At 69.1% G+C, this 13,594-nt stretch carries 10 protein-coding genes; 6 read left to right on the top strand and 4 right to left on the bottom strand.

The genetic code is table 11. From position 1 onward, the window contains the following. Nucleotides 1–2: 2 nt before the first annotated feature. On the top strand, nucleotides 3–1,301 hold the full coding sequence (locus tag C6A87_RS16585; protein ID WP_311113286.1) for an acyltransferase: 1,299 nt from the start codon (nucleotides 3–5) through the stop codon (nucleotides 1,299–1,301). Here the strand turns inward: C6A87_RS16585 and C6A87_RS16590 are convergent. Together C6A87_RS16590 and C6A87_RS16595 are read right to left on the bottom strand one after the other, a co-directional pair. Continuing rightward, on the bottom strand, nucleotides 1,298–5,083 hold the full coding sequence (locus C6A87_RS16590) for a bifunctional nitrate reductase/sulfite reductase flavoprotein subunit alpha (protein ID WP_311113287.1): 3,786 nt from the start codon (nucleotides 5,081–5,083) through the stop codon (nucleotides 1,298–1,300). The two genes, C6A87_RS16585 and C6A87_RS16590, sit on opposite strands and share 4 nt — an antisense overlap. A gap of 2 nt (nucleotides 5,084–5,085) precedes the next feature. After that, nucleotides 5,086–6,525: a nitrate/nitrite transporter gene (locus C6A87_RS16595; RefSeq protein ID WP_311113288.1), complete on the bottom strand. Its 1,440-nt coding sequence runs from the start codon at nucleotides 6,523–6,525 to the stop codon at nucleotides 5,086–5,088. A gap of 152 nt (nucleotides 6,526–6,677) precedes the next feature. On the opposite strand from C6A87_RS16595, the gene C6A87_RS16600 reads away from it, so the two are divergent. Genes C6A87_RS16600 through C6A87_RS16610 form a run of 3 tightly spaced genes read left to right on the top strand, consistent with a single transcriptional unit; the run spans nucleotide 6,678 to nucleotide 9,810 of the window. Beyond that, on the top strand, nucleotides 6,678–7,028 hold the full coding sequence (locus C6A87_RS16600; protein ID WP_311113289.1) for a molybdopterin oxidoreductase: 351 nt from the start codon (nucleotides 6,678–6,680) through the stop codon (nucleotides 7,026–7,028). Further along, nucleotides 7,028–9,496 (top strand): nitrite reductase large subunit NirB, encoded by a 2,469-nt coding sequence (gene nirB, locus C6A87_RS16605; RefSeq protein WP_311113290.1) that lies wholly within the window; start codon nucleotides 7,028–7,030, stop codon nucleotides 9,494–9,496. The genes C6A87_RS16600 and nirB overlap by 1 nt, the downstream gene beginning before the upstream one ends. Continuing rightward, the gene (locus C6A87_RS16610) at nucleotides 9,493–9,810 is read left to right on the top strand and encodes a Rieske (2Fe-2S) protein (protein ID WP_396836884.1); all 318 of its coding nucleotides are present in this window, start codon (nucleotides 9,493–9,495) and stop codon (nucleotides 9,808–9,810) included. Before nirB ends, C6A87_RS16610 begins: the two co-directional genes overlap by 4 nt. Before the next feature lie 49 nt (nucleotides 9,811–9,859). On the opposite strand, the gene C6A87_RS16615 is transcribed toward C6A87_RS16610, so the two are convergent. Further along, complete coding sequence (locus C6A87_RS16615) at nucleotides 9,860–10,486, bottom strand: TetR/AcrR family transcriptional regulator (RefSeq protein ID WP_311113291.1); 627 nt, start codon at nucleotides 10,484–10,486, stop codon at nucleotides 9,860–9,862. 104 nt (nucleotides 10,487–10,590) lie between these two features. On the opposite strand from C6A87_RS16615, the gene C6A87_RS16620 reads away from it, so the two are divergent. Together C6A87_RS16620 and C6A87_RS16625 are read left to right on the top strand one after the other, a co-directional pair. After that, complete coding sequence (locus tag C6A87_RS16620) at nucleotides 10,591–11,520, top strand: metal-dependent hydrolase (protein ID WP_311113292.1); 930 nt, start codon at nucleotides 10,591–10,593, stop codon at nucleotides 11,518–11,520. After that, complete coding sequence (locus C6A87_RS16625; protein ID WP_311113293.1) at nucleotides 11,513–12,676, top strand: hypothetical protein; 1,164 nt, start codon at nucleotides 11,513–11,515, stop codon at nucleotides 12,674–12,676. Before C6A87_RS16620 ends, C6A87_RS16625 begins: the two co-directional genes overlap by 8 nt. Here the strand turns inward: C6A87_RS16625 and C6A87_RS16630 are convergent. Continuing rightward, a complete protein-coding gene (locus tag C6A87_RS16630) occupies nucleotides 12,616–13,575 on the bottom strand; it encodes an alpha/beta hydrolase (protein ID WP_311113294.1) in 960 nt (319 codons plus the stop codon). The two genes, C6A87_RS16625 and C6A87_RS16630, sit on opposite strands and share 61 nt — an antisense overlap. Nucleotides 13,576–13,594: the final 19 nt, after the last annotated feature.

The raw sequence follows: 13,594 nt of genomic DNA on the forward strand, positions 1-13,594 counted from the left end.
CAATGGCTCGGATGGACACCACTCGAGCCCAGGCGCCGGCGCGCGAGCTCGCGCTCGACCTCTACCGATCCGCAGCGGTGATGATCGTGGTCATCGGCCACTGGCTGCTGTCGGTGATGACCTACCGCGACGGCGAGTTCGGCCGGGACAACCCGCTGGTCCTGATGCCGTGGACGCAGTGGCTCACCTGGGGGTTCCAGGTGGTGCCGGTGTTCTTCGCGGTGGCCGGCTACGCCAGCGCGGTGTCCTGGGCGCGGCGGGACCCCGACACCACCTCACGTCAACAGTGGGTGCGCCGCCGGGTCGCCCGGGTGCTGGGCCCGACCGCGGTCTATGTGGGCTTCGTGCTCGCGGTGATCGCGGTGCTGCTGCTCGCAGGCATCGACGGGTCCGTGCTGGACCTCGGCGGCTGGGCGGTGGCCATGCACCTGTGGTTCCTGGCCGTGTACCTGATGGTGGTCGCGCTGACGCCGGTCGCGGTCGCCGCGCATCGGCGCTTCGGGCTCGTGACGCCCGCCGTGCTGGCCGCAGGCGTGGTGGTCGTGGACGTCGTCGGGATCAGCACCGAGCACCCGGAGATCCGGACGCTGAACTACTTCTTCTGCTGGGCGGCGGTCTATCAGCTCGGAATCGCCTGGCACGGCGCCCTTCTGCGGCGCAGGCTGCTGGTGGCGCTGGCGGTGGTGGCCGCTGCCGCATTGCCGCTGCTGGTGACCTGGGGCCCGTATCCGGTCGCGATGATCGGGGTGCCCGGGGTGCGGGTCGAGAACTCCGCGCCGCCGTCGGTCGCGCTGCTGGCCCTGGCCACCGTGCAGATCTGCGTGCTGCTGGCGTTGGTGCCGGTGCTGAACCGGACGTTGACGCGTGGTGTCTGGCCGCGGGTGATCGGCGTGGCCAACGACAACGTGATGGCGCTGTACCTGTGGCACATGCTGCCGGTGATCGTGGTGACGCTGGTCGGCTATCCGACGGGCCTGCTGCCGCAGCCCGAGCTGGGTTCGGGCGCATGGTGGCTGGCCCGGCTGCAGTGGGAGCTGGTGCTGGCGGTGGTCACCGCCGCGCTGCTGTGTCTGCTGTTCTGGCAGCGCCGGTTCTTCGCGGCGCCGATCCCGACGTTCGCGGTGCCGCTGCCGCCGCGGGTCGGCGAGGCATTCCTGTACGCCGGCACCGGGGCGTGCGCGCTGGCCCTGTCGCTGCTGTCATCCGGTGGTTTCGCTCCCGGCGGGCGGCTCCCGCTGGCCGCGGCGGGATTGTTCGCCGCCGGTGCGCTGCTGGTCGCGGCGCGTCCCCGCCGGTCCTAGTACACGTCACGCACGTAGCGCTTCCGAGCGACCATCTCACGCTTGTAGTCGCGCGCCGCGTCGGACTTCATCGCGCCGTGGACGCGGAGGATCTCGGTCAGCGCGTCATCGACGTCACGGGCCATCCTGGTGGCGTCACCGCAGACATAGAAATGCGCGCCGTCGGCCAGCCAGCGCCACACCTCGGCACCGCGGTCGAGGAGCTTGTGCTGCACGTAGACGCGCTTGTCCTGGTCCCGGGAGAACGCCAGATCCAGCAGGAGGAACCCGTCGTCGACCATGTCCTGCAGGTCGTCGCGGTAGTAGAAGTTCTGGGCGCGGTGCTGGTCGCCGAAGAACAGCCAGTTCGGTCCCCGGTGGCCCAGTGCCCGCCGTTCCTGCAGGAATCCGCGGAACGGCGCGATGCCGGTGCCGGGGCCGACCATGATCATCGGCGTGTGCGTGTCCGGCGGTGGCCGGAAGTGCGGGGACCGTTGCAGGAACACCGGCACCGGGGTGCCGGCAGGCAGGTCGGCCAGATGGGTGGACGCGACGCCGCCGCGCGCGCTGCCGTCGGGGCCGCGGTAGCGCACCACCGACACGGTCAGCTGCACCTCGCGGGGGCTGACCAGCGGGCTGGAGGAGATCGAGTACTGCCGCGGGGTCAGCCGCACCAGCACCTCCTGCCAACGCTGCGGGTCGGCGCGGACACCGAACTCGCGGACCAGATCGAGGCCGTTGCGGTTGACCAGCCATCTGTCCAGTTCGCCGCGGTCGTTGCGCAACCGCTTGGCGACGCCCGGTTGCGGGCAGTGCTCGGCGACGAACCGGACCAGGTTCGACGTCACCTTGCACACGTCGTAGTGCGACGTCAGCGCCTCGCGCAGCGCGATCTGGGCGCCATCCACGACCACGGCTTCGTCGCCGTAGAACCCTGTTGCGGCGAGCCAGCATTCGACGACCGCGGCGGAGTTGACCACGCGCACACCGAGTGAGTCGCCGACCGAGTAGGTGACGTCGTGCTCGCTGACGTCGAACCCGAACTGGCGCACCTCCTTCGCGGCGCCGGGCGGGGTGAGCAGGGTGTTGCGGCACAGAGGCGCCGCGATCGGCTCGGCCCGTGTGAAAAGCGTTGTTCTGGTGGACGTTCCGGATTCCGGTCCGGCGGACCCGACGAGCTCGGTGACCGAGTCCGCCCACCGGGCCAGCGGTTGGTCGTCGTACACCTCGCAGTCGGCCCGCTCCAGCATCCGGGTGGCGCCCAGATCGGCCAGCCGCGAGTCGAGGGATTTCGCGTGGCCGCAGAAGTTGTCGTAGGACCGGTCGCCGAGGCCGAGCACCGCGTACCGCACGCCGCCGAGCGAGGGGGCCTGCACCGAGTCCAGCCGCTCCCAGAACGCCGAGCCGTTGTCGGGCGGCCCGCCGTCGCCGAACGTGCTGGTGACGATCACCACCTCGCCGGCGCCGGACAGGTCGGCCGGTTCCACGTCGTCCATCGCGCACAGCTGCGCGCCGCTCAGCCGCTCCCCCAGCGTGCCCGCGAACTCCTCGGCGTTGCCGGTCTGGGACGCCCACAGCACCAGCGGCCCGTCGGTGACGCGAACCTTGTCGCGCCCGGCCGGCGCCGGGTTGGGCGCGGCCACCGCGGCCGGGACCAGCCGCACCGCGCACACCTTGAACTCCGGTTGCAGCGAATCGGGGTCGACGACGTCGTTGGTGAGCGCGTTGACCGTGAGATGTTCCCCGTGCTCGTCGTTCCAGTGGAACGGCACCCAGGTGCTGCCCGGGCGCACCCGGTCGGTGATCTTCGCGGGCAGCACCGCGCGCCCGCGTCTGGTCACCAGCTCGACCGACTGCCCTTCGCAGACCCCCAGTGCGGCGGCGTCGTCGGGGTGGACCTCGACGAACGGGCCGGGGTTGAGTTTGTTGAGCTTGGCGACCTTGCCGGTCTTGGTCATGGTGTGCCACTGATGTGGCAACCGGCCGGTGTTGAGGATGAACGGATAGTCGTCGTCGGGCAGTTCGGCGGCGTCCATGTGCGGCCGGGGATAGAACACCGCGCGCCGGGACGGGGTGGCGAACGCCAGCCTCGGGCGGTCACCGCCGGCGCCGACGAAGAGCTGTTGGGACACACCGTCATTGAGGTAGCGGATCGGGTTGCGCTCGGCGGCGTCGCTCGACGCGCACGGCCACTGCACCGGGGTGTCTCGCAGCCGGTCGTGGGTGATGCCGCGCAGGTCGTATCCGGTGCGCGGATTGTGGAACCGCCGGATCTCGTCGAAGACCTCTTCGCTGGACTTGTAGTCGAACGCGTCCCCGAACCCGAGATGGCGGGCCACCCCGCAGATCAGCTCCCAGTCCGGCCGCGCGTCCCCGGCCGGCGGGACGGACTGCTGCAGCAGGGTCAGGGTGCGGTCGGAGTTGACCATCACCGCGTCGGTCTCGGCCCACAGCGTGGCGGGCAGCATGATGTCGGCGTAGCGGTTGGTGGCGGTGTCGGCGTAGGCGTCCTGGGTGATCACCAGTTCGGCCGTCCTCAGCGCGGCGGTCACGGTGTCCCGGTTCGCCATGCTGGCAACGGGATTGGTGCAGATGATCCACACCGCCCGGATGTCGCCGCGGCCGACGCGGCGGAACAGCTCCACCGTCCCCGGACCGAAGTCGGTCCGGATGGTGCCGGGGTCCAGCTCCCACTGCTGTTCGACGAACGCCCGGTCCTCGGCCGACAGCACGGCGCGCTGCCCGGGCAGACCCGGGCCCATGTAGCCCATCTCGCGGCCGCCCATCGCGTTGGGCTGTCCGGTCAGCGACATCGGGCCGCTGCCGGGCCGGCAGAGGGCGCCGGTGGCCAGGTGCAGGTTGCAGATCGCGTTGGTGCTCCAGGTGCCGTGGGTGCTCTGGTTGAGACCCATCGTCCAGCACGACACCCAGTCGCGGGCATCGGCGATCATGGCCGCCGCGGTGCGGATGTCGGCCTCGGCCAGCCCGGTGATCGCGGCCACCCGTTCCGGCGGGTAGTCGGCAAGGAACGCGGGCATCACCTCCCAGCCCTGCGTGTGCTCGGCGATGAATTCCTCGTCGACGGCGTGGTTTTCGACCAGCAGGTGCAGGATGCCGTTGAGCAGGGCCAGATCGGTGCCGGGCCGGATCTGCAGGTACAGGTCCGCGTCGGCGGCGGTCGCGGTGCGGCGCGGGTCCACCACGATCAGCTTCGCGCCCGCCTTGCGGCGGTCGGCCATCCGCAGGTACAGGATCGGATGGCAGTCGGCCATGTTGGAGCCGATGACGAAGAACAGGTCCGTGCAGTCGAAATCGGTGTAGGAGCCGGGCGGCCCGTCGGAGCCGAGCGATTGCTTGAAACCGGTGCCCGCGCTGGCCATGCACAGCCGGGAGTTCGACTCCAGGTGCATGGTGCGCAGATAGCCCTTGGCCAGCTTGGTCGCCAGATACTGTGCCTCCAGCGACATCTGGCCCGACACGTACAGGGCCACCGCGTCGGGGCCGTGCTCCTCGACGATGGCCCGCAGCCGCGCCGCCGCCTCGGCCAGTGCGGCGTCGACGTCCACGGCCACCGGGGTGGCCTCGCGCGACGGGCGCATCAGCGCGGTCCGCAACCGCCCATCGGTGGCGGCCATCAGCTCCGCGTGCGTGGCTCCCTTCGTGCACAACCGCCCGAAGTTGGCCGGGTGCAACCGGTCTCCGGACACCCGTGCGATGACGGGAGCGCCCGAGGCGGGGTCGGTGCGGGTCTCGACCGAGATGCCGCACCCGACCCCGCAGTAGGAACACGCGGTTCGGATCATCGCTATCCGACGGACACCGGCGCCGGGACGCGGCCGATGTGCTCGCCGGTGTGCGTCCGGTGTTCCTGCAGCCGCAGGAACACGAACCAGGTGACGAACGCGCACACCACGTAGAAGCCCAGGAACACCCAGAACGCGTTGGTGGCCGACTTCGCGTCGCCGACGTAGGACGCACGCAGCACCACGTTGATGAACACCCCGCCCAGCGCGCCGACCGCGCCGGCGAACCCGATCAGCGCGCCCGACATCGCGCGCGACCACGCGGCCTTCTCGTCGCGGCTCAGATCCTCGCGGCCCTGCGCCTTGGCCTCGAAGATCGACGGGATCATCTTGTAGGTCGACCCGTTGCCCAGGCCGGACAGCACGAACAGCAGGATGAACCCGGCGACGTAGCCGACCATCTGCCCGCCGGTCGGGGCCCCGGCCTGAGCGTCGTCCAGCACCCCGGACGCCACCAGGATGCCGGCGGAGAACATCATCGCGACGAACACGTACAGGGTGACCTTCCCGCCGCCGATCCGGTCGGCCAGCCTGCCGCCGAAGGGCCGGGAGATCGAGCCGAGCAGCGGGCCGAGGAACGCGATCTGTGCGGCGTGCAGCGACGCCTGCGCGGCGGTCTCGCCCCCGGCCAGGAAGTTGATCTGCAGCACCTGGCCGAACGCGAACGAGAAGCCGATGAACGACCCGAACGTGCCGATGTAGAGGAAGCTCATCACCCAGGAGTGCCGGAACCGCATCGCCTCGACGAGCGCACCGAAGTTGGATTTCTGGTTGCGCAGGTTGTCCATGTTCACCGCGGCGCCCACCGCGGCCACGCTGATCGCGACAAGGTAGACGGCGCAGACGATTTCGGGGCTGGTGTTGCCGACGGTGGCGATCACGAGCAGACCGAGCAACTGGATCACCGGCACGCCGATGTTGCCGCCGCCGGCGTTGAGGCCCAGCGCCCAGCCCTTGAGCCGCTGCGGATAGAACGCGTTGATGTTGGTCATCGACGACGCGAAGTTGCCGCCGCCGAGGCCGGCGAACGCGGCGATCACCATGTAGGTGGTGTAGGACGCCGGGTTCTTCATGTAGTACAGCGTCAGCACGGTGGGGATGAGCAGCAGCAGCGCACTGACCACCGTCCAGTTGCGGCCGCCGAACCTGGCCGGGGCGATGGTGTACGGGATGCGCATGAACGCCCCGACCAGCGTCGGCACCGCCACCAGGTAGAACTTGCCCGCGGCGTCGATCCCGTACACGTCCTGCGGCATGAACAGCACCATCACCGACCAGATCGACCACACCGAGAAACCGACGTGCTCGGCGACGATGGACCAGATCAGGTTGCGTTTCGCGACGTCTTTACCGCCCGACTCCCAGGCCTCGACATCCTCGGGATCCCAGGTGTCGATATCGCGCGTTCGTTTCGCCATGACACCAGTGAAAGGCCAGGTCATTCCCTGTCCATTGCACGTCGATGACCGGGGTGAAAACTCGCCCTCACACCACCGCCGGGCTCACCGTGAGGGGTTCTCGCTGTGATCGCAGGGATCCACAGGCGTGTTGCGGGGGAAACGCCTCCGAAACACCCCGCTCCTAGCTTCGAGCCATGACCGACGGAAGCACACCGCAGTTCCTGCAGGGGGCGTTCACCTTCGAAGGCGGCGGCTACGACAAACCGGTGCCGATCGACGCGCCACGCTACGTGGTGCCTGCCGGAGCCGTCACCCAACCGGTGTACTTCCGGGGCGGCAACTCCACCGAGGAGATGATCACCGTGGTGCTGTTCCGCGACGGGGTGCCGATGCGCTACTTCCCGATCGCGGCCAAGGGCGCCACCCACGTCGCACTGCGGGTGGTCGAGGACCTGCTCGGCGACACCGTGCTGGAGCTCTACGTCGCCGCACCGGACGGGGTGAAGGGCACGGTGATGCTGGATCTGGGCCTGGTGGAGATCTGATGGCCCAGCGGCTGGTGGTGGCCGGCAACGGGATGGCCGGCGTCCGCGCGCTGGAGGAGGTGCTGGCGCGGGGCGGGGCGGATCATTTTCAGATCACGGTGTTCGGCGACGAGCCGTACGGGAACTACAACCGGATTCTGCTGTCGAATGTGCTTGCCGGGGTCGATGATCCGGCCGAGATCTACCTCAACGCGCTGGACTGGTACACCGACAACGGCATCGACCTGCGCGCCGGGGTGCGGGTGGTGCGGCTCGACACCTTCGCCCACCTGGTGCACGCCGACGACGGCACCACGCTGCACTACGACAAGCTGATCCTGGCCACCGGAAGCCGCTCGTTCTTTCCTCCGATGGCGGGTCTGTGGGCCGACGACAAGACGCTGGCCGACGGCGTGTTCGGCTTCCGCACGCTCGACGACACGGCCTCGATGATCGCCGAGGCGGCCAATCGCACCAAGGCGGTGGTGATCGGCGGCGGGCTGCTGGGCCTGGAAGCCGCGCGCGGACTGCAGAGTCGCGGCATGACCGTCGACGTCGTGCACGCCGGACCGACGCTGATGAACGCCCAACTCGACGACCCGGCCGGCGCGATCCTGCGCAAGTCCGTGGAGAACCTCGGCATCACGGTGCACACGGAGAAGCGCACCACCGAGGTCGTCCTCGCCGACGACGGCAGGCTCGCCGGCGTCGTGTTCTCCGATGGGACGCGCCTGGACTGCGACATGCTGGTGATCGCGGCGGGCATCCGGCCGAATGTCGGCCTGGCGCAACGGGCCGGGCTGACCGTCGAGCGCGCGATCGTCACCGACGACCACATGCGCTCGGTCGACGACGACGACGTCTACGTCGTCGGCGAGTGCGCCCAGCACCGCGGCCAGGTCTACGGCCTGGTGGCACCGCTGTGGGAGCAGGCGAGGGTGCTGGCCGACCACCTCACCGGCGCGGACTCCGCGGCGGCCTACCACGGCTCCCGGGTGGCCACGAAACTCAAGGTCGCCGGCGTCGACGTCGCCGCCATGGGTGTCAAGGGACCCGAACATCCCGACGACGAGTTCGCGCAGTACAGCGAACCCAGGCACGGCGTCTACAAGACGGTGGTGATCCGCGACGGGAAGCTGGTGGGCGCCACGCTCGTCGGTGACGTCTCCAAGGTGGCGTTCCTGACCCAGGCCTTCGACAGCGGCCTGCCGCTGCCCGACGAACGGGTGTCGCTGCTGTTCGACATCGGCACCCCGGACGTCGGAGTGGGAGTGGCCGAGCTCGCCGACGACGCCCAGGTGTGCAACTGCAACGGTGTGTCCAAGGGCGCGCTGGTCTCGTGCGTGCGGGCCGGCGAGACGTCGGTGTCCGGGGTGATGGCCAAGACCAAGGCCGGCAAGGGGTGCGGGTCCTGCAAGGAGCTGGTCGGCCAGGTGGTCGAGTGGGCGGCCGGCGGCGCGGTGGCCGAGGATCCGTCGGCGACCTGGTACGTCCCGGGCATTCCGTACGACAAAGCTACCTTGATGCACCACATCCGTGACCTCGAACTGCATTCGGTGTCCTCGGTTTTCGCCGCGCTGGCACCCGACGGCAAGGAGGATGCCGGGTCGAAGATGGCGTTGGCCTCGCTGCTGGACATGATGTGGGCCGACGAGTTCGTCGACGAGCGCGACGCCCGGTTCATCAACGACCGGGTGCACGCCAACATCCAGCGCGACGGCACGTTCTCGGTGGTGCCGCAGATGAAGGGCGGGGTCACCGATGCCGCGCAGCTGCGCAGGATCGCCGACGTCGCCGAGAAGTACGCGATCCCGATGATCAAGCTCACCGGGGGTCAGCGCATCGACCTGCTCGGCGTGCGCAAGGAGGACCTGCCCGCAGTGTGGGCGGATCTGGACATGCCGTCCGGGTACGCCTACGGCAAGAGCTTCCGGACGGTGAAAACCTGTGTGGGCAGCGACTTCTGCCGATTCGGTGTCGGCGACTCGACGGCGCTGGGGATCGCGATCGAGGAGCGCTTCAAGGGCCTGGCCAGCCCGGCGAAGATGAAGCTCGCGGTCACGGGCTGTCCGCGCAACTGCGCGGAGGCGCTGTGCAAGGACCTCGGCGTGGTCGCCGTCGACGGCGGGCGGTGGGAGATCTACGTCGGCGGCGCGGCGGGCGCACACATCCGCAAGGGCGATCTGCTCGCGACCGTCGACGACCCGCAGACCGTGATCACCCTGACGGGCCGGTTCCTGCAGTACTACCGCGAAAGTGCCGATTGGCTTGAGCGCACGTACAAGTGGGTGCCCAGGGTCGGCATCGAGCACATCCGGGAGGTGGTCGTGGAGGATCGCGACGGTCTCGCCGCCGGCCTCGACGAACGGATGCAGAAATCCGTGGACGCCTACCGCGACCCGTGGGAGGACGGCCGCGAACCGGCCTCGGTGGGGCAGTTCCGCCCGTCGCTGCCGCTGTTGCCGCTCCCCCAGGTGCCGGTGCGGTGAGCGTCAGGGTGACCATCGACATCGGCCCGGTCGACGAGATCCCGGTCGGCGAGGGCCGCACGTTCGCGGTCGACGGGGCGCAGATCGCGGTGTTCCGGCTGCGGGACGGATCGCTGCGCGCGGTCGACGCGGTATGCCCGCACCGGGGCGGGCCGCTGGCCGACGGTCTGACCGACGACTGCGTGGTGGTCTGCCCGCTGCACGGGCACACCTTCGACATGAGCACGGGCACTGAGGTGTCCGGCGCCGCGATGTCGGTGCGCTGCTATCCGGTCGAGGCCGCGGACGGGACGATCCGGCTGACGCTTCCCTGACGAGTTACGGGACGTGGTGGCGGTTTCGCAGCCTTTCTCCGCCATGTCGTTACGTAAGTTCGTCACCGGGTGGCTGCTGCGACAGGATCGCGCTGCCCAGCCAGCGTTTGAGGAAGCGCCGCAACTCCTCGGGCGGCCGGGCCGGGTCGTTGGGCGCGACGAAGAACGACAGCATGGTGCGCAGGGTGAACTCGACCATCTCGCCCAACGCCGCGTCGTCGTAACCGTAGGCCTGCCAGTCGACGTCGAAGCGGGTGATCATGCGCATGCCGAAGTCGCGTGCCAGTGCCGAGGCGACCTCGCTGGGCCTGGCGGCCGAACTCGGCGCCGACAGCAGGATCGCCAGGTGCGGGATCGCGACGACGGCGTCGAGGGTGAACATGACGCCCTCGGTCATCGCGTCGGCGGGATCGTGGATTCCGCGGACGTGCGCGGCCAGCGAATCGAGGAACCCGTCGACCGATGCGATCGCGGCAGCGCGCATGAGTTCGTCGGCGGTCGGAAAGTACCGGTACACGGTCTGCCGGATCACGCCGAGGGACTCGGCGACGTCGGCGATGGTGATCGCGGCGCCGGTCTCGGTGATCAGGTCGACGGCGGCGGCGACGATGCGTTGCGCGGCCTCGGTGTCGGTGGCCGGCGGATCACCGCCCCAACCTCGACGTTTGCGTGCCATCGTGGCTCCGACGCTAGCACAGGCGTTGACGTCGGACCTCTGATGCAGTAATCATACATTCACAGCCATCTCTGTATGATTACCGACGATTGCCGAGGACCGGTATGACCGACCTGATAGTGCGCAAACTGCGATTCGCGTTCGCCGAGCACGACGTCCCGTTCCTGTGGAACGAGGCCAACCCCGCCTTCTCGGCGATGGCCAACGCGGTGTCGTTCCTGGCCGTCGGCTTCGAGAAGATGATCGGCGGCATGATCCCGGAGGCGATGCCCCACATCAGCGATCCGGCGATCGCCGAGGAGGCCGACGCGTTCGTCCGCCAGGAGGGCCAGCACTCGATGGCCCACCGGCAGCACGTGAAGGGGTTGATCAGGTCCTACCCCGGCCTCAAGGACACGCTCGACAAGGTCATCGCCGCCTACGACGACATGACGGCCAACACCCCGCTGAAGTACCGGCTGGCCTACACCGCCGACCTGGAGGCGACCTTCACCCCGGTGTTCAAGCTGATGCTCGACCACGACGACACGCTGTTCGCCCCCGGCGACGACCGGGTCGCGTCACTGTTCCTGTGGCACTTCGTCGAAGAGGTCGAACACCGAAGCTCCGCGCTGATCATCTACGACGCGGTCGTCGACGACCCGTGGTACCGGATGCGGGTGGCGCCGAAGATCTTCAACCACGTCATGGACATCATCCGGCTGGTCTCCGAGGACTTCAACACGCACGTCCCGCTGTCCGAGCGCAAGGTCGACGCGATGTCGACGTTCCGCATCCACCGGCGCAAGAAGGCACTGCTGCAACGCCTTCCGTTCATCGACGCGCCCTATGACGGCCCGTTCGCCAACGCGTTCAGCGAATTGCCGCTGCGTGAGCAGCTCGTCGCGCTCAACGGCGTGGTGCGCAGCCAGATCCCCGGCCACGACCCGACCCACGAGAAGCTGCCCGCGCTGGCCGACCGGTGGTTCGAGCGCTACGCCGCCGGCTACGACGTGACCAAGTGGTACACCGCCAAGGAGTCCGCCGATGTCTGATCTGTGCAGCCCCACGTTCGCCGATCTGGCGGCGCGGCTGGGGTTCTCGTGTGAGACCGCGGGTGGGCTCGTCGAGCTGCGCAACCCGTTCGCGCTGGAGAACTGGACGCTGCCGGTGCTGGAGCTGACCGTCGTGGTCGGCGCGGTGCTGGCCCTGGTCTACGCGATTCGCCGGCTGCGCAGGCACAACGATCCGACCAACATCGTGCTGTGGTTCGGCGCCATCGCCTACCTGCTCATCATCGAGCCGCCGCTGTACTTCCCCGCCGCGTTCGGCATCGCCGAGCACGTCGACACGATGTTCGCGCACAACGTGTTCACGGTGGAGTTCCTGTGGGGCAGGCTGCCGCTCTACATCGTCGCGATCTACCCGATGATGGCCACCGTGGCGTTCGAGATCGTGCGCCGCCTCGGCGTCTTCCGCCGGTACGGCACCGTCGTCGGCGCAGTCTGCGTCGGGTTCGTCCACCACGCGTTCTACGAGATCTTCGACCACCTCGGCCCGCAGCTGCGGTGGTGGGAGTGGACGCTGGATCATCCGATGGCCCAGCCGTTCTTCGACTCGGTGCCGTTGCCCAGTGTGGTGGTGTTCGCGACGCTGTGGCCGATGTCGCTGGCGCTGTGCGTGCAGTTCTTCATCGGGCGCCACGTCGAGGCGGGCCGGCAGTTCACCGGCGGACAGGTGGTGCTGCGCACCGTGGTGATCGGTCTGCTGGCCTCGATCGGCACGGCGATCCTGCCGCTGCCCGCCACCGTCGCGGGGGCCGTCTCGGGCAGCACCACGGTGGGCGGCATCGTGTACGCCGCGGAGCTGGTCGCCATCAGCCTGGTCGCGATCCCGGTGCTGTACCTGCAGTGGCGTCGGCGCACCGAGATCGCCGCGACACCAGGCGATTCCAGCCTGCTGATCTTCGGCTACGCGGTCGCGTATCTGGTGGTGCTGGTCGCGCTGTGGGTCGCGGCGCTGCCGGCGTACCTGGGCGCGGTCGACGGCCTCACCGAAGCCGGTGACCCGATCGGCAGCCTGTGGTACACCGTCGTGTGCTTCGTGATCGCGGGGTTGAGCCTGGCCGCGGCGTGGAGCGCCGAACGCGTTCAGGACCGCACGGCGGTGAACCAGTCGGTCAGCGTGCCGGCGAACAGCGCAGGGTCCTGAGCGTGCATCGAGTGGCCCATCATCGGGAATGACCGGTAGGTGACGGGCGCACCGCTCTTCTCGACGAGTTCGACGACGCGGGCTGCCTGACCGTCGGTGGCGGCGCCGATGAGCGAGCCGGATTCGTCGTCGAGCATCCGGAAGTGGTGGGTGAACAGCACCGGCACCTTGACCTGGCTCAGCATCTCCTGGTGGGGGCAACCAGTGGTGAAGGTGCCGCTGACGAACGCCCGTCCCCACTCGGGGTCGTACTCCTTGAGGTGCTGCGGCGGTTCCGCCGTTCCGCCGGCCAGCGCGACGTGGGCCTGCCAGCCGGCGAGCTCCGTCGGCGCCCCGGCCACGAAGCCGTCCCAGTCGCCGATGCTCCACTGGTCGCCCAGATACTTCACGTACAGCGCGAACAGCGGGCCGACGGTGGACATCAGCCCCGGGCCGATCGCCGGGTCGAGCTCGGAGCTGAAGAACGGCGGATCCTCATAGCATGCGGCCAGCACCTGGCCCGGTCCGGCGAACGCCGAGAGCCACGCGCTGAGCAGCCCGCCCGACGACAGTCCGCTCACGAACGCGGGCCGGCCGATCACCCCGTCGAGGAACCGGACCAGATCGTTGCCGATGTTGTCCAGGGTGTACCGGTGCGGGGTGCGCGTCGATCGGCCCTGCCCGCGCAGGTCCACGGCGTGCACGTGGAAGTGCTCGGCCAGCAGGCCCATCGCGGGCTCGTAACCCCACCATGATTCGGTCTGCCCGGGGATCAGCAGCAGCGGCGGCGCGGACGCGTCCCCGGCGACGGCGTAGTTCAGCCGGACTTCGCCGGTGTCGAAGAGCTGCTCGGGATAACCGTGCCCGACGTAGGTGGAGTCCGGTGCGTGCGGACCGAAAGCGCCTGCGTACCTTCCCATGAAATCAGAGTGTCACACG

This window comes from Mycobacterium sp. ITM-2016-00317, assembly GCF_002968295.1.
In the GTDB taxonomy this organism is placed as follows: domain Bacteria; phylum Actinomycetota; class Actinomycetes; order Mycobacteriales; family Mycobacteriaceae; genus Mycobacterium.

Bases quoted from the DNA above. Each gene is read 5' to 3' on its own strand.
- C6A87_RS16590 (WP_311113287.1), bottom strand. From the start codon at position 5,083: ATGATCCGAACCGCGTGTTCCTACTGCGGGGTCGGGTGCGGCATCTCG.
- C6A87_RS16630 (WP_311113294.1), bottom strand. From the start codon at position 13,575: ATGGGAAGGTACGCAGGCGCTTTCGGTCCGCACGCACCGGACTCCACC.
- C6A87_RS16620 (WP_311113292.1), top strand. From the start codon at position 10,591: ATGACCGACCTGATAGTGCGCAAACTGCGATTCGCGTTCGCCGAGCAC.
- C6A87_RS16595 (WP_311113288.1), bottom strand. From the start codon at position 6,525: ATGACCTGGCCTTTCACTGGTGTCATGGCGAAACGAACGCGCGATATC.
- C6A87_RS16600 (WP_311113289.1), top strand. From the start codon at position 6,678: ATGACCGACGGAAGCACACCGCAGTTCCTGCAGGGGGCGTTCACCTTC.
- C6A87_RS16615 (WP_311113291.1), bottom strand. From the start codon at position 10,486: ATGGCACGCAAACGTCGAGGTTGGGGCGGTGATCCGCCGGCCACCGAC.
- nirB (WP_311113290.1), top strand. From the start codon at position 7,028: ATGGCCCAGCGGCTGGTGGTGGCCGGCAACGGGATGGCCGGCGTCCGC.
- C6A87_RS16585 (WP_311113286.1), top strand. From the start codon at position 3: ATGGCTCGGATGGACACCACTCGAGCCCAGGCGCCGGCGCGCGAGCTC.
- C6A87_RS16625 (WP_311113293.1), top strand. From the start codon at position 11,513: ATGTCTGATCTGTGCAGCCCCACGTTCGCCGATCTGGCGGCGCGGCTG.